The following is a 16,044-nucleotide window of genomic DNA, read 5'->3' on the forward strand; positions in this document are numbered from 1 at the left end:
TGAGACAGCGAGGGCAGATGCTGGCGCATCACCTGGTGTAGGAGCGGCCTTGTGTCGCGAAAGGGCCGCAACGCGGCCCCGGCAATATTACCTGTGATGCACAGATCCTGGGGGCGCTTCGCACCCCTTTCGCGACACAAGGCCGCTCCTACAGGATCTGCGCAGCCTTTGAGGGTTTAATCAGCGCACGCCAGGCGAAACGATGATCTTCACGTTCTCCTCTTTGTTGTTCACCAGCTCCTCGAAGCCCAGTTCGACAATCTGCTCCAACCCGATCCGGCCGGTCACCAGCGGGCGAATATCCAGCCTGCCATCCGCAATGAAGGCAATCACATCGGCAAACTCGCCGTTGTACGCCAACGCTCCCAGTACCTGCTTCTCGGTGGATACCAATTCGAAGAAGTTGAACTCGCTAGGCTCTTCAAAAATGCCCACCAGCACGCACTTACCCGCCTTGCGGATGGTGTCGATGGCCAGCTTGGCCGTGTGCTTGTTGCCGATGCATTCAAAGCTCACATCGGCCCCCAGCCCGGCGGTCAGTGCGCGGATTTCCGCCAGCGCGTCGCACTGGCTGGGGTCCAGCACCACGTTGGCGCCAACCTCTTTGGCCTTGGCCTTGCGCGCCGAGGACATTTCCAGCGCAATCACTTGTGCCGCGCCCGCAGCCTTGGCGCACATGATGGTGCACAGGCCGATGGTGCCGGCACCCACCACCACGACGGTTTGCCCAAGCAGGCTGCCGGCCTTTTTCACCGCGTGCATCCCCACCGCCAGCGGTTCGATCAGTGCCCCGGCCTCTGGCGGGAAGCCTTGCGGCAAGCGGTACAGCAGGTTGGCGGGTACGTTGACCAACTCGGCAAAGGCGCCATTGTTCATCAGGCCGGTGAACGCCAGGCGTTCGCAGATGTTGTACAGGCCGTGGGTGCAGTAATAGCAAGTACCACAATGCTGGCAGGCGTCCGCTGCCACCGGGTCACCTACCGCAAAACCCTCCACGCCTTCGCCAAGCTTGGCGATCTGGCCGCAGAATTCGTGGCCGAGGATGCACTGGCCCTGGATGCCGGTCAGCGGGTGCGGTGCCTCCACCGGGATGAACACCGGGCCGGCGACGTATTCGTGCAGGTCGGAGCCGCAGATACCGCACCAGTCCACCTTGATCTGCACCCAGCCGGGTGCAGGGTCGGCTGGCAGGGGTACCTGTTCGACGCGAATATCATTACGGCCATGCCAGACGGCAGCGCGCATGTGGGTGTGGCTCAGGTCATTCATTGTTGTTCTCCAGGCTCACGGGAAAGGGCTTAGTGCTTGCGCAGGAATGCGAGCACCTGCTGGTTGACCTGCTCGGCCGCCTCCATCTGCACCATATGCCCGGCCTCTGGCAGCACCAGCACTTCGGCCTCCAGGCCCTCTGCGTGGCTGGCCGGGATAATCGCGTCCTTGCCACCCCACACCACCAGTGCCGGATGCTGCCCCAGCACGCCGCGCAGGTCGTGGCGCTGCCTGTCACCGTCGGCAATGGCGATTGCCAGCTGGCGCAAGGCGTCATCGACACCTTCCAGGCGCTTGAACTTGAGCATGTCTTCCAGCATCTGCCGGGTGACCAGTGCCGGGTCGGCGAACAGCTGCACCATCTGCGGTTTGAGGGCGTTGCGGTTCGCGGCGGCAACAAAGCCTTGCAGGTACTGCCCATTGATTGCCTCACCCAGGCCGGCACTGGCGATCAGGCTCAGGCTGGCCACCCGCTGCGGCGCCAGGCGCGCCACGTTCAGGCTGACCGCGCCACCCATGGAGTGTCCGGCCAGGTGGGCCTTGGCGATGTCCAGGTGGTCGAGCAGGGCCAGCACGGTTTCGCTCAGTTCATCCAGGTCGCCTCGTTGCAGGGCCTTGGCCGACTCGCCGTGGCCCGGCAGGTCGAGGGCGATCACGCGGCGCTCGGCGGCCAGCGCCGGGTGGTTGAACAGCCAGTTGTTGAGGTCGCCGCCAAAGCCGTGCACCAGTACCAGCGGCTTACCGCCTTCGCCCAGTTCGAACCAGCGCAACAGGCGGCCGCCCACTTCAGCCTTCTGCGGGGCTGGCCCTTGGGCCTGATCGGCGCCCCCTTCGGCGACGAACTCGGCCTGGAAGCGCTGTACCACCGCATCAATTTCGGATTCCTCGGCTTCGCCTTCCACCACCACTGCCAGCAGTGCGCCGACCGGCAGGGTTTCATCCGGTTTGGCCACCTGGCGGCGCAGTACACCACTGAACGGGGCTTCGACGCTGCTGCTGATCTTGTCGGTCTCGACGTCCAGCACCTCGTCGCCCTTGTTGATTTCGTCGCCTTCCTGCTTGAGCCAGGCGTCCACCCGGCCCTCGGTCATCGAAAGGCCCCACTTGGGCATGGTCAGGGTATGGATCTGGCTCATGCGGCACTCCTTGCAGCTTCGATCACCTTGCGCACGGCAGCCTCGATCTTCGCCGCGTCAGGGATGTACAGGTCTTCCAGGGCATCGGAGAACGGCACCGGCGTGTGCGGTGCGGTGACCATTTCGATCGGGCCCTTGAGCGCGCCGAAGGCCTTCTGCGCCACCAGCGCGCTGATGTCGGTGGCCATGGAGCAACGTGGGTTGGCTTCGTCGATCACTACCAGGCGGCCGGTTTTTTCCACGCTTTCCAGAATGCTGTCTTCGTCCAGCGGGCTGGTGGTACGCAGGTCCAGCACTTCGCAGTCGATGCCCTGGCGGGCCAGGTTGTTGGCAGCCTCCAGCGCCACATGCACCATGCGCCCGTAAGTGACCAGGGTCACATCGTCACCATCGCGCAGGAAGTTGGCCTCGCCGAACGGCACGGTGTACACCTCTTCCGGCACCTCGCCCTGCATGCTGTACAGCAGCTTGTGCTCGCAGAAGATCACCGGGTCGTTGTCGCGGATCGCCTGGATCAACAGGCCTTTGGCATCGTAAGGCGAGGATGGGCACACCACTTTCAGGCCCGGGATGTGCGTCCACAGCGAGGTGAGCATCTGCGAGTGCTGGGCCGCCGCACGCAGGCCGGCGCCATACATGGTGCGCATCACCAGCGGGGTGACTGCCTTGCCGCCGAACATGTAGCGGAACTTGGCGGCCTGGTTGAGGATCTGGTCCAGGCAGCAGCCGGCGAAGTCGACGAACATCAGCTCGCACACCGGGCGCAGGCCCTGGGTGGCGGCACCGACGGCGGCGCCGACATAGCCGATTTCCGACAGCGGCGCGTCCAGCACGCGGCCGGGAAACTGGTGGTACAGGCCTTTGGTCACGCCCAGCACGCCACCCCAGGCGTCATCCTCGCCGGGGGCGCCGGCACCGCCGGCCACGTCTTCGCCAATGATGAACACGGTGTTGTCGCGGCGCATTTCCTGGGCCAGGGCTTCGTTGATGGCCTGCTGGTAGCTGATCTTTCTTGCCATGGTGGTTCTCCTGTTGTTCTTGTAATCCGCGGCTCAGGGGTAGGCGACGTAGACGTCGGTGAGCAGATCGGCGGGCTGCGGCTTGGGATCGGACTTGGCGCGGCGTACGGCGTCCTCGATCAGGTCTTCGATGCGGGCGTCGATGGCGTCCAGTTGCTCGGCAGTGAGCAGGCCGGCACGGGTGGTCTTGTTGCGGAACTGCATCAGGCAATCGCGGGATTCGCGCAGGTTCTTCACTTCATCCGGGGCGCGGTAGGTTTGTGCATCGCCTTCGAAGTGGCCGTAGTAGCGGCTGAGCTTGACCTCGATCAGCGACGGGCCTTGCCCGGAGCGTGCGCGTTCGATGGCTGCGCCAGCGGCCTCGTACACCGCAAAGAAGTCGAAGCCGTCGATGGTGACACCCGGCATGCCGAAACCGGCGGCGCGGTCGGCAATATGGTCACAGGCAACGGACCAATTGGAGGCGGTGGCTTCGGCGTAGCCGTTGTTCTCGGCCACGAAGATGCAGGGCAGGTTCATGATCGACGCCATGTTCATGGCCTCGAACACCGCACCTTCGTTGGAGGCGCCATCGCCGAAGAAGGCCACCGATACATCGTCACGGCCTTTGATCTTGGCGGCCAGCGCTGCCCCGGCTACCAGCGGGGCGCCAGCGCCGACGATGCCGTTGGCGCCGAGCATGCCTTTCTCCAGGTCGGCAATGTGCATCGAGCCGCCCTTGCCGCCACATACGCCGGTCTTCTTGCCGTAGATCTCGGCCATCATGCCGTACACGTCCACGCCCTTGGCGATGCAGTGGCCATGACCACGGTGGGTCGAGGCAATGCAGTCACTGTCGCGCAAGTGGGCCATGACCCCGGCGGCCGAGGCCTCTTCGCCAGCGTACAGGTGGACGAAGCCTGGGATCTCGCCGGTGGCGAATTCCACATGCAGGCGCTCTTCGAAGGCACGGATGGTGCGCATCACTTCATAGGCATGCAGCAGTTGTTCGGTACTCAGTTGATTGGACATCTTGTTGTTCTCCAGGGTTGTCTCAACGCGGGGATGCAGGGTGCAGCCGGTGGCCGCGCGGGACGGCCAGCAGGTGGTGGCGGGCGGCATGCGCCAGTACGGCCTCGACATCCACGCTTAGCGGGCCTTGGTGGTCGAGGGTGATGGTGGGGGTGTCGTGCTCGGCGAATTCGATCTCGCGTTCGCCGTCCAGGGCCAGGGTACCGCTGGTCAGGCTCAGGTGATGGGCAACGCCAGGTGTCAGCGGGCCGCTGGCGGTGATGCCGCAGGCTTGCAGCAGGCCGGGGGCCAGCGGCGCGAGCAATGCTTGTTCGGCGCCGGGGTTCAGGCGCACCCAGGCGCCGTGTGGGTCTTGGCGTGACACTGGGCACCACAGGCCGCACAGGGCCGACAGGCCGATGGCATGGGGTTCGGCAAAGCAGGCGAAGACTTCGCACAGGTCCTCGCTGCGGCTGAGCGCACGGGCGCCGATGAAGCGCTGTGGCGACACGGCCACTTCGACCAAGGCCCATTCGGCCAGCTGTTGCTCGGGCACTTTTACCAGCAGGCGCTTGTTACGGCGCAGGCCGATGCTGGCGGGCACCAGGCCGCTGGCGAACAGGCCACCGGCAAGGCCAGCGCTGGTGGCTTCGCGCAGTTCGGGGAACGCATTGTTGGTGCCGGTGGACAACGTCAGCAGCGGTACGTCACCGGCCTCGGCAGCGACCGCCTTGTGGGTGCCATCGCCACCGAGTACGGCGATCATCGCCACGCCGCGCTCGACCATGCACCGGGTGGCCAGGCGGGTGTCGGCAACGGTCTGGGTCAGCGGCAGGTCGAGTATTTCGAGGGCAGGCCAGTGCTGGTCACGGGCGCCCGGGCCCTGGCTGGCCTTGAGCACGGCAGCGGCGATGCCGGTCATGTCGCTGGGCAGCAGCACTTGGCCGATGCCGGTGGCACCGAAGGCCGCCAGCAGGCGCTGGATGGCCGAGGCCTTGTCGGTGCTGGAATAGAGCCCGGCGTTGGCGGTCAGGCGGCGCAGGTCGCGGCCAGAGGCAGGGTTGGCAATGATCCCGACAATCGGGGCGGGTCGCGGCATGGCGCACCTCGTATTTTTGTTTGCCAAGGCAGGAGCAAGCGCGGTGCCAGCTTTCTTTTATTTGGCTGAAGTGGCCGGGATAGAGGGCTTTGATTGCGTTCTGGCATGCCTGTGCCACGGGGCTGGCGAGACGCCGGGTGCCAGCGCCAGGCCGGCATTGCCGAGACGCTGAGACGCGGCGTCTCAAGCCAGCCGGTAATCACACAGTGCTTGTCGGGGCATGCCCAGAGGCGCTTAATGGCCGGACAACGATAAAAACAGCAACGAGAACCGGAGGGCCTGAATGCTTGCCGCGAACTCCCGAGCCCATGTCGACTGCGTCAGCAGGGTGTTGAAGAATGCCGACCGCCTGCCACAGGCGCCGGTGCCACCGCTGATCCTCGACTCCTGGCGCCGTTCCATGGAGCTGCACCGCCTCGACCCCGGGTCCCAGCAGGGGCCGCGTATCCTTTCTCAAAGCCTGCTCAACGAGTGCCGCGAACGCGCCGAGCTGTTCCTGCGCATCGCCAGCGATGCTGTGGCACGCCTGCACGAGCGGGTACGCGGTGCTGACTACTGCGTACTGCTGACCGATGCCCAGGGGCGCACCATCGATTACCGGGTCGAGTCGGCCATCCGCAACGACTGCCGCAAGGCCGGGCTGTACCTGGGCACCTGCTGGTCGGAAGGTGAGGAGGGTACCTGCGGCGTGGCGGCGGTGTTGACCGCCAAGGCCCCGGTCACCGTGCACAAGCGGGACCACTTTCGCGCAGCGTTCATCGGCCTGACTTGCACGGCGGCGCCGGTATTCGACCCGCTGGGCGAATTGTTGGGCGTGGTGGATGTGTCAGCCTTGCAGTCGCCAGATGACCGCCGTAGCCAGCATCTGATCCGCCAACTGGTGGAGCAGACCGCCCGCGAGATCGAAAACGCCTTTTTCATGCACAGTGCCCAGGGCCACTGGGTGATGCGCGCCCACGGCACGCCAGGTTATGTGGAAAGCCAGCCGGACTACCTGCTGGCCTGGGATGCCGATGGCCGCCTGCAGGCGATCAACAGCCTGGCGCGGCAACGGCTGGTGGAGCGCCTGGGGCGCTTGCCCGAGCATATCGGTGAGCTGTTCGACATCGACCAGCTACGCCGGGTGAGCGCGTCGTCGGCCCAGCGCCTGCCGGGTCTGGGGGGGCTGTATGGTCGGGTCAGCGCACCACGGCAACGCCAGCGCGCGCAGCCGTTGCGCCAGGCCCAGGACGCACGCATCGAACAGCACCTGCGCTTGGCCACGCGGGTCAAGGACTGCAATCTGGCGGTACTGGTGCAAGGGGAGACCGGGGCTGGCAAAGAAGTGTTCGCCCGCCAACTGCACCAGCAAAGCCAGCGCCGGGATGGCCCGTTCGTCACGCTGAACTGTGCGGCCATTCCGGAAAGCCTGATCGAGAGCGAGCTGTTCGGTTACGTGGCCGGGGCCTTTACTGGGGCTTCCAGCAAAGGCATGCAAGGGCTGTTGCAGCAGGCCGATGGCGGCACGCTGTTCCTCGATGAAATCGGCGACATGCCGCTGAACCTGCAAACGCGCTTGTTACGGGTGCTGGCCGAGGGTGAAGTGGCGCCGTTGGGCGCCGCGCGGCGTGAGCGTGTGGACATCCAGGTGATCTGCGCCACCCATCGCGACCTGGCCACGATGGTTGAGGACGGGCGTTTTCGTGAAGACCTGTACTTCCGCCTGGCCAATGCCCGCTTCGAGCTGCCGCCGCTGCGGGAGCGTGAGGATCGGTTGGGGTTGATTCATCAACTGCTGGCCGAGGAGGCCGATGCATGTGCTGTCGAGGTGGTGTTGGCAGATGATGCGCTGCAAGCATTGCTGGTTTACCGTTGGCCGGGAAACTTGCGCCAGCTGCGGCAGGTGTTGCGCTATGCCTGCGCGGTGAGTGAAGGCGGGCAGGTGCAATTGCAGGACTTGCCGCAAGAGGTGCGCGGTGAAGCGGTGTCTTCGCCTGAAAGCAGCGTGTCTTGCCCGGCCCGGCAGTTGTTGCTGGATGCACTGATTCGCCATCGCTGGAAACCGGCCGATGCGGCGCGGGCATTGGGGATATCGCGGGCGACGCTGTATCGGCGGGTGCATGAGCACCGCATCGAAATGCCACGCATGAAGGGGTAAGCCTTCAGGCCCTGGCAGGCATAAAAAACCCCGGCGCAAGGCCGGGGTTTTTGTACATCACACTACTCGATCACTGCTCGTTGGCCAGCTTGTGTTCGAGGTAATGAATGTTGACGCCGCCTTTGCAGAAACCTTCATCACGCACCAGGTCGCGGTGCAGCGGGATGTTGGTCTTGATGCCGTCGACGACGATCTCGTCCAGGGCATTGCGCATGCGCGCCATGGCTTCGTCGCGGTCCTTGCCGTAGGTGATCAGCTTGCCGATCAGCGAGTCGTAGTTCGGCGGAACCGAATAACCGCTGTACAGGTGCGAATCGACGCGTACGCCGTTGCCGCCTGGTGCGTGGAAGTGCTTCACCTTGCCTGGGCTCGGGATGAACTTCTTCGGGTCTTCGGCGTTGATACGGCATTCCAGCGAGTGGCCACGAATCACCACGTCTTCCTGGCGGAACGACAGCTTGTTGCCAGCGGCGATGCTCAGCATCTCCTTGACGATGTCGATACCGGTCACCATCTCGGACACCGGGTGCTCAACCTGCACGCGGGTGTTCATCTCGATGAAGTAGAAGCGGCCGTTTTCGTACAGGAACTCGAACGTACCTGCACCACGGTAGCCGATCTCGATGCACGCATCGACGCAGCGCTTGAACACTTCCTGACGGGCTTTCTCGTCGATGCCCGGGGCTGGTGCTTCTTCCAGTACCTTCTGGTGACGGCGCTGCAGCGAGCAGTCACGGTCGCCCAGGTGAATGGCGTTGCCCTGGCCGTCGGACAGTACCTGCACTTCCACGTGGCGTGGGTTGGTCAGGAACTTCTCCAGGTACACCATCGGGTTGCCGAAGGCTGCACCGGCTTCGGTACGGGTGAGCTTGGCCGAGGCAATCAGGTCCTCTTCCTTGTGCACCACGCGCATGCCGCGACCACCACCACCACCGGCGGCCTTGATGATCACCGGGTAGCCGACGTCACGGGCAATCGCCAGGGCGACTTCTTCGTCTTCCGGCAGCGGGCCATCGGAGCCCGGTACGGTCGGTACGCCCGACTTGATCATCGCGTCCTTGGCCGAAACCTTGTCGCCCATCAGGCGAATGGTGTCGGCTTTCGGGCCGATGAAGGCGAAACCGGATTTTTCAACCTGCTCGGCGAAGTCGGCGTTTTCTGCCAGGAAGCCGTAGCCCGGGTGAATCGCGGTGGCGCCGGTGACTTCGGCGGCAGCGATGATTGCCGGGATATGCAGGTAGGAATCCTTGGACGATGCAGGACCGATGCAGACCGACTCGTCTGCCAGGCCCAGGTGCATCAGTTCACGGTCGGCGGTGGAGTGCACAGCGACGGTTTTGATGCCCAGCTCTTTGCAGGCACGCAGGATCCGCAGGGCAATTTCCCCGCGGTTGGCGATCAGGACTTTTTCGAGCTTCCCAGACATCGTTGGCTCTCCGCGATTCAAACGACGGTGAACAGCGGCTGGTCGAACTCAACCGGCTGGCCGTCTTCTACCAGGATGGCGTCGATGACACCGCCAACATCGGCTTCGATGTGGTTCATCATCTTCATGGCTTCGACGATGCACAGGGTGTCGCCTTTCTTCACGGTCTGGCCCACTTCAGCGAAGTTTGGCGAGGTTGGCGAAGGCTTGCGGTAGAAGGTACCGACCATTGGCGAGCGGATTACGGTGCCTTTCAGGGCTGGTGCAGCAGCGCCAGCTTCGGCAGCCGGGGCAGCGGCAGCGGCAGCGGCGACCGGAGCAGCAACAGGTGCGGCAGCCATCGGTGCTGGTGCGTAGAACTGTTGGGCAGCCGGGGTTTTGCTGTGACGGCTGATACGGACCGACTCTTCGCCTTCCTTGATCTCCAGTTCGTCGATGCCAGACTCTTCCAGCAGCTCGATCAGTTTCTTGACTTTACGGATATCCATTAATCATCAACTCCCAAAGGTTCGGTCAGGGGGCGAAATACAAAAAAACGTAACTGAACGTTTCTCTAGAACCCTGGCCCACTGAGGCCAGGGTTTTCATCATTTGGGCTGTGCGTTGGCAGCCAGTTGTTCCAGCGCGGACTCCAGGGCCAGGCGATAACCGCTGGCGCCCAGGCCGCAGATCACTCCTACGGCAACATCGGAAAAGTAGGAGTGGTGGCGGAACGGTTCGCGTTTGTGCACGTTGGACAGGTGCACTTCGATGAATGGGATGCTCACTGCAAGCAATGCGTCACGTAATGCGACGCTTGTGTGGGTGAAAGCAGCCGGATTGATCAGGATGAAGTCCACACCCTCGTTGCGTGCGGCGTGAATACGATCGATCAGTTCGTACTCGGCATTGCTCTGCAGGTATTGCAAATGGTGGCCTGCGGCGCGGGCACGTTGCTCCAGGTCCTGGTTGATCTGGGCCAGGGTCACGGCGCCGTAGTGGCCTGGCTCGCGGGTGCCGAGCAGGTTGAGGTTGGGGCCGTGGAGCACCAGTAGCGTTGCCATCTGCGGATTCCTTGGATTTGTAGGGCAATTCGACACAGCGCGGCGAGTGTGCCGCAAAGCGACGGCAGGTGTCCAGTTCCCGGCAGTAGCCAGCACGATGTCCGAGATTCGCGCGAAGTATGTGACCAAATAATTAAATCTGGTCACCTATTTCAGGATTTTTCCCGGCACGGGGGAAGTTATAGACCGACTTTGCCGCGCACGCGTGTCAGAATTTGCGCAAATTCACCGGCGTTTATCTCGCCAATCACCCGATCGGCGGTCATTTCGCTGCCGTTCGCGGCAAAGAAGAGCAAGGCGGGGGGGCCGAACAGCTGATAGCGGTCGAGCAGCGTGCGTTGCTCGGCATTGCTCTCGGTGATGTCGAAACGCAGCAACTTGAAGCCGGTCAGCTGCGTTTGCACCTGAGGCGCGTTCAGCACTTCATGCTCGATCACCTTGCAGCTGATGCACCAGTCGGCGTACCAGTCCAGCAGCACGGGCTGGCCGGCCGCCTTGGCCTGGGCCAGAGCCGCGTCCAGTGCAGCGGGGGTGGTGATGGTTTGCCAGGCATCCGCCTTTGCCGCCGTGCTGTTGCTGCTGGCCGCCAGTGTTGCAACCGGCAGCGGGCGCAGCGGGTCGCCTTGGCCACTCAGCGCGCCATACCAGCACGCCAGGGCGTAGACCAGCAAGCCCAGGCCCAGCAGTTGGGCCAGGCGCTGGCGTGCGCTTTTTACGACGAACTCCAGGGCGCCGAGGAACAGCGCCACGCCAGCGGCGAGGAAACCGACCAGCAGCAAGGTTACCGGGCCCGGCAGCACGCGGCTGAGCAAGCCGATGGCCAGCCCCAGCAGCAGGACACCGATGGCGTTTTTCACGGTATTCATCCAAGGGCCGCTTTTTGGCAGCCAGGCTGCGCCACCGGTGGCTACCAACAGCAATGGCGCGCCCATGCCGAGGCCCAGGGCAAACAGCTTGAGCGCGCCGCCCACGGCATCCCCGCTGGCGCTGATGTACAGCAGGGCACCGGCCAAGGGGGCGGACACGCACGGCGAAACCAGCAGGCTGGAAAGCACGCCGAGCACGGCCGCGCCGAGCAGCGAGCCACCCCGGGTGTGGTTGGCGACGTTGTTCAGGCGGTTGCTCAGGGCCTGCGGCAGCTTGAGTTCGAACAGGCCGAACATGGCCAGGGCGAACACCACGAAGAACAGCGCGAACGGCACCAGCACCCAGGCCGATTGCAGACGGGCCTGCAGGTTAAGGCCGGCACCGAACAGGCCCATCAGCGCGCCGAGTACGGCGAAGCTGGCCGCCATCGGCAGCACGTAGGCCAGCGATAGTGCCAGCCCCCGCAGGCCGCCGACCTGGCCACGCAGCACCACGCCAGACAGGATCGGCAGCATCGGCAGCACGCACGGGGTGAAGGTCAGGCCGACCCCGGCAAGGAAGAACAGCAGCAGTGATTTCCAGTTCCAGGCATGTTCGGCAGCACCCGGCGTATTTGCGCCGCTTTCGCCATCGATGCTCAGGCGCTCGGTTTCCGGTGGGTAGCACAGGCCCTTGTCGGCGCAGCCTTGGTAGCCCACAAGCAGGGTGAAGGCGCGCGGGTCGGTGCGCGGCAGTTCGATGTCGACCACGCCGTGGTACACCTCGACGTCGCCGAAGAATTCATCGTGCTTGGCCTCGCCCTTGGGGATGTTGGGCGTACCCAGGGCAATGTCGGCCGGCTCGGTGCGGAACTGGAAGCGGTGGCGGTAAAGGTAGTAGCCCTCGGTGGCGACGAAGCGCAGCTTGAGGGTGTGCGCATCGGCCTGGATCAGGCTGAGCTTGAAGGCTTCATGCACCGGCAGGAAGTCGGCGTTATTGGACAGCGAAGCGGCCCCGAGGGTGGCGCTGGGGCGGTTGTCGAGCAGGCCCGTGGCGAAGGCAGGGCTGGCCAGCAGCAGGAACAGCAGGAAAAACAGGCGGCGCATGGCGGACTCGCGAGGTGGAACGTGCCGGGCATGATAGCGGAGTTGGTGGGGGATGGGGCCAGCAGTGCTAGCCATGACATTTTCAGCGCCTTTGAGACCGAGCGCCGCCCGCGCGGCGCATCGCGAGCAAGCTCGCTCCTACATTTGTTTCGGGCCAGTATCGCCTGCCCCAACGCGCGCGACCGCCTTGTTTGTACGCCGCGATATCGAGACATGCGTAAGGCGTTCGCGCGCAAATCTCACAGGAATAATTGGCCCGAAACAAATGTAGGAGCGAGCTTGCTCGCGATGCGCCGCGCGGGCGGAGCTCGATCCCACAGGCGCTGAAAGGCTCAGATCAAACCCTGAAAGCCCCCACCGCCCGGTTCAGCTCACCGCCCAGGCTCAGCAACTGCTCCCCTTGCTCACGCCCCTCGCCAATGCGCTGAAGGTTGTCCTCACCCAACTCATGAATCCGTTCGCTGTGGTCGCGAATCTCACTCACCGCGCCGCTCTGCTGCGCCGTGACATCGGCAATCCGCACGGCGGTATCCGAGATGGTGCGAATGGCACAGACAATCTCGTCCAGCGCGCCATCCGCCGCTTGGGCCTGGTTGGCTGTGGCCTCGGCATGCTCAAGCTGCGCACGCATGCCCGCCACCGAACTTCTCGCGGCTTGCTGCAGGCGGTCGATCAGGGCCTGAATCTCGCCGGTAGCCCCCGTGGTGCGTTGCGCCAGCGAGCGCACTTCGTCGGCTACCACGGCAAAACCACGGCCCATCTCACCCGCACGCGCCGCTTCGATGGCGGCGTTCAGCGCCAGCAGGTTGGTTTGCTCGGCAATCGAGCGGATCACCGTCAGCACCCCGCCGATGGTGGCCGACTCTTCCGCCAGTTGTTCGATCATGCGGGCGTTGCCTTGCACTTCATCAACCAGCTCACGCAAGCCCGACAAGCTTTGGCCAATCACCGCCTGGCCCTGTTCCACTGCACGCCCGGCATCGCGGCTGGCATCGGCGGCAGCGCTGGCATCACCTGCTACTTGCTGGATGGTCGCCTCCAGTTCGCCCAAGGCATCGCGGATCTGTCCGGTGTCGCCGGCCTGGCGTTCGGCACCGTCGTGCAGGGCAGCGCTCATGCCGGCCAGCGCGTGGCTGCTGCCCGCCACTTGCTCGGCGTTGTGGCGGATGGTGCCGACCAGTTCCACCAGGTACTGGCGCAGGCGGTTGAGCGACTCCTGGATATCGTGCAGTTCGCGGTTGGTCTTGCCCAGGCCGATTGGCTGCGCGAAGTCGCCCTCGGCCCACCGCGACAGGGCGGGTGCCAGGCCGGTGAGGGTGCGCGTCAGCCGGCGCTGCAGGGTGTCGATCAACAAGGCGATCAGCAGGATCAAGCCAATCATCAAACCCTGGATGATGCGCACCTCGGCGGCAATTTTCGCATGCTGGCCACGCACTTCGGGTTCCAATACTGCGATGGCTAGCTGCACGGCCTCCAGGCGTTGATTAGTGCTGGCGGCCAGGGCGCCGCGGCGTTCGATCTGTTCGCGGGTACGCTGCAATTCAGCCGGGTAGCGGCTCAGCAGGCTTTGCAGTTCACGCTTCAGGCCAACCGCGATGTCTTCCTGCTGGGCATTGGCCTGGGTCTCAAGGCCCATCATCGCGGCGAAGTCGTCGGCACCGGACTCGGCGGCGCGGGTTACGCCAAGCAAGGGCAAGGCATCGATGGCTTGAGCCTGGGCGCGGATCAGTTGCAGCTCGCGTTCCACCTCGTCGGCAAGCTCCGGGCGGCCGCTGTTGACCAGTTTGTCCCGGGCCAGCGAAAGGCGGCTCAGGTGCACAGTGGCATCGAGCAATGGCAACAGGTAGCGGTTGGCATCGGCGTTGCCGCTGTCGCGAGCGTAGCCGGCCAGTTGTTCGACGTTGGCTCCCAGCTCCCGCTCGGCCTGCAGCAGCAGGGCTTGTGGGTCGCCGGCCAGTTTGCCAGCGGCCAGCAGCTCATTGGCGGTGAAGGCCTGCAGGCTGTCCAGGCTTGGGCGTAATGTGTCGGCCAGCTCAACGGGCCAGTCGGCCAGGGCGGCCTGCAGCTGCTGGTTGGCCTCCATGGCGGCGGCATGGCGCAGGGCGTCGCCGTTGGCCAGGTACGCCTGGATGTTGCGTGCCGCCAGGTTCTGAAACTGCTGGGACAGGCCCAGGTAGCGCTCCATCATCTGGTAGGGGCGCTCGAGGGCGCGCTGCGACCACCACAAGGTGGCGCCCAAGGCGAGGCACACGGTCACCAGCAACAGGGTGTTGAAATTGGTCAGCCACTTCAGGCGCATAGCCGCGAACTTCCTGCGCAGGGGGGGTAGAGGTAGGCGCCTGAAGTTATTGCGATTTTGTGACCGGGTGATGACGACAAGGGGCTGGCGTCAGAAAAAAGTGGCACAGTGCCTGTACTGGTGAAACTGCTCAGGGTTCTACACGCACTACACAGTTGCGCCCGGCATGCTTGGCCCGGTACAGCGCCTCGTCCGCCGCACTGGCCATGGTCAGCGCATCGAGCCCGTCATCCAGCTGCACCACCCCTGCACTGAACGTGCACTGCAAATCCCGGGGTTGCGCCGGGTAGAGAATCTCGGCAAAGCGCCGGCGGATTTCGTCCAGCACCTTGTGTGCTGCGTCCAACGCGGTGTTGGGCATGACAATGGCGAACTCCTCGCCGCCGTAGCGACCGATGAAGTCGGTCTTGCGCAAACGCTGCTTGAGAAACAGGGCCAGGCTCTTGATCACCCGGTCGCCCATGGGGTGGCCATGGCGGTCGTTGATCTTCTTGAAATGGTCGATGTCGAGCATGGCAAAGCTCAACGGTTGCTGTTCACGGCGGGCGCGGAAGCTGCAGTCTTCCAGCAGTTGCAGGATGTGGGTGTGGTTGTACAGCCCGGTCAGGCTGTCGCGCACCATGCGCGCCTTCAGGTGCCGGGCACGGGCGGCGCGGTTGCGCACGGTGGTGATCAGGTGGCGTGAGCGAAACGGTTTGGTCAGGAAGTCATCACCGCCTTCGCTCATGGCGTCCAGCTGTTTGTCCAGGTCGTCTTCGGCAGACAGGTAGATGATCGGCACGCTCACGTAGCGGTCGCTGTGGCGAATCACCTTGGCCAGCTCCGGGCCGGTACAGGCTGGCATGTACAGGTCGAGAATGATCAGGTCGGGCTGGAAGTCGGCAAGCTCCGCCATGGTACGGATCGGGTCGGTCAGGCTGCGGGTTACCATACCGGCACCGGCCAGCACGCGCTCGGTGTACAGGGCCTGGGTGCGTGAGTCGTCGATGATCAGCACGCGCAGCGGGTCTTGCTGGGTGATGTGGGTCAGCAGTTCGACTTTTTCCAGCAGGCTGGAAGCCTCCAGGCTGCCGGTGAGAAAATCCTGGCCACCCGCGCGCACGGCGGCCAGGCGGGTCGGGGTGTCGGCTTCGTGGTGGCTGAAGAACAGCAGCGGAACAGGTTGCGCCAGCGCCTGCTGCACCTGGGCGGCCAGCAGCAAGCCTTGGCCGGCGCCGGTGAAGTCGACGTCCATGATGATGGCCGAGGGTGAGTATTCGCTGATCGAGGCGCAGAGCGCCACAGCGCTGGGCAGCGCTTGCACCACCAGGCCGAAGAATTCCAGCTGCTGGGCCAGGCGCTGGGCACGCTCGTGGTCCTGCAGCAGGATGTACACCGGCTTGCGCAGGGGCGGCAGCAGCACCTGGTCGAGCGGATCATCCTTGCGCAGGCCGCTACGCGTCAGCTGTTGGGCGGGGCACTGCGGGCTCGGCTCGACTGCTTTGCTCATGTCCTGGCTACTTATAGGTTGGGGTGTGCAGGGGCAATGATGGCTCTATGCTAGCAGCTCTTTCCGAATACGTGAGTGCCCTGCATCAACAAAGCGGCCAGAACGAATATTCAGTTGCTGACCGATTGGTCGCTTATGCGTACGGTGGTGTCTGCTTTATAGTGCTGCCACACGGGCTTGCCGTG

The 16,044-nt window shown here is 64.2% G+C and carries 12 protein-coding genes; 1 reads left to right on the top strand and 11 read right to left on the bottom strand.

What is annotated here, in order from left to right; all coding sequences use genetic code 11:
• Positions 1-180: 180 nt before the first annotated feature.
• From QQ992_RS03100 to QQ992_RS03120, 5 genes are read right to left on the bottom strand one after another with little or no spacing between them, the layout of a single operon-like run.
• Entirely contained in the window at positions 181-1,245 is a 1,065-nt protein-coding gene (locus QQ992_RS03100; RefSeq protein ID WP_223625067.1) for a 2,3-butanediol dehydrogenase, read from the bottom strand.
• 53 nt (positions 1,246-1,298) lie between these two features.
• A complete protein-coding gene (locus QQ992_RS03105; RefSeq protein WP_286112190.1) occupies positions 1,299-2,405 on the bottom strand; it encodes an acetoin dehydrogenase dihydrolipoyllysine-residue acetyltransferase subunit in 1,107 nt (368 codons plus the stop codon).
• Entirely contained in the window at positions 2,402-3,424 is a 1,023-nt protein-coding gene (locus tag QQ992_RS03110) for an alpha-ketoacid dehydrogenase subunit beta (protein WP_013970705.1), read from the bottom strand. Before QQ992_RS03110 ends, QQ992_RS03105 begins: the two co-directional genes overlap by 4 nt.
• A 33-nt stretch (positions 3,425-3,457) precedes the next feature.
• Entirely contained in the window at positions 3,458-4,435 is a 978-nt protein-coding gene (locus tag QQ992_RS03115; protein ID WP_016715388.1) for a thiamine pyrophosphate-dependent dehydrogenase E1 component subunit alpha, read from the bottom strand.
• A gap of 22 nt (positions 4,436-4,457) precedes the next feature.
• Positions 4,458-5,513: an ATP-NAD kinase family protein gene (locus tag QQ992_RS03120; RefSeq protein ID WP_286112191.1), complete on the bottom strand. Its 1,056-nt coding sequence runs from the start codon at positions 5,511-5,513 to the stop codon at positions 4,458-4,460.
• Between the two features lie 283 nt (positions 5,514-5,796).
• Between QQ992_RS03120 and QQ992_RS03125 the strand changes: the two genes are divergently transcribed.
• Positions 5,797-7,650 (top strand): sigma-54-dependent Fis family transcriptional regulator, encoded by a 1,854-nt coding sequence (locus QQ992_RS03125; protein ID WP_286112192.1) that lies wholly within the window; start codon positions 5,797-5,799, stop codon positions 7,648-7,650.
• A 70-nt stretch (positions 7,651-7,720) separates the two neighbouring features.
• On the opposite strand, the gene accC is transcribed toward QQ992_RS03125, so the two are convergent.
• From accC to QQ992_RS03155, 6 genes are all read right to left on the bottom strand, one after another.
• Entirely contained in the window at positions 7,721-9,076 is a 1,356-nt protein-coding gene (gene accC / locus QQ992_RS03130) for an acetyl-CoA carboxylase biotin carboxylase subunit (RefSeq protein ID WP_105948276.1), read from the bottom strand.
• Positions 9,077-9,093: 17 nt separating this feature from the next.
• The gene (gene accB, locus QQ992_RS03135) at positions 9,094-9,564 is read right to left on the bottom strand and encodes an acetyl-CoA carboxylase biotin carboxyl carrier protein (RefSeq protein WP_286112193.1); all 471 of its coding nucleotides are present in this window, start codon (positions 9,562-9,564) and stop codon (positions 9,094-9,096) included.
• A 99-nt stretch (positions 9,565-9,663) separates the two neighbouring features.
• Positions 9,664-10,119, bottom strand: coding sequence for a type II 3-dehydroquinate dehydratase (aroQ, locus tag QQ992_RS03140; protein WP_003255330.1), 456 nt, complete (start codon positions 10,117-10,119; stop codon positions 9,664-9,666).
• Positions 10,120-10,298: 179 nt separating this feature from the next.
• Complete coding sequence (locus QQ992_RS03145; RefSeq protein WP_286112194.1) at positions 10,299-12,071, bottom strand: protein-disulfide reductase DsbD; 1,773 nt, start codon at positions 12,069-12,071, stop codon at positions 10,299-10,301.
• Between the two features lie 337 nt (positions 12,072-12,408).
• Entirely contained in the window at positions 12,409-14,370 is a 1,962-nt protein-coding gene (locus QQ992_RS03150) for a methyl-accepting chemotaxis protein (protein WP_286112195.1), read from the bottom strand.
• Positions 14,371-14,500: 130 nt separating this feature from the next.
• Positions 14,501-15,859 carry a diguanylate cyclase gene (locus QQ992_RS03155; RefSeq protein ID WP_286112196.1) on the bottom strand — a complete coding sequence of 453 codons (1,359 nt, stop codon included), beginning with the start codon at positions 15,857-15,859 and terminating at the stop codon, positions 14,501-14,503.
• Positions 15,860-16,044 lie beyond the last annotated feature (185 nt).

It is taken from the genome of Pseudomonas kurunegalensis (assembly GCF_030291635.1).
In the GTDB taxonomy this organism is placed as follows: Bacteria; Pseudomonadota; Gammaproteobacteria; order Pseudomonadales; family Pseudomonadaceae; genus Aquipseudomonas; species Aquipseudomonas monteilii.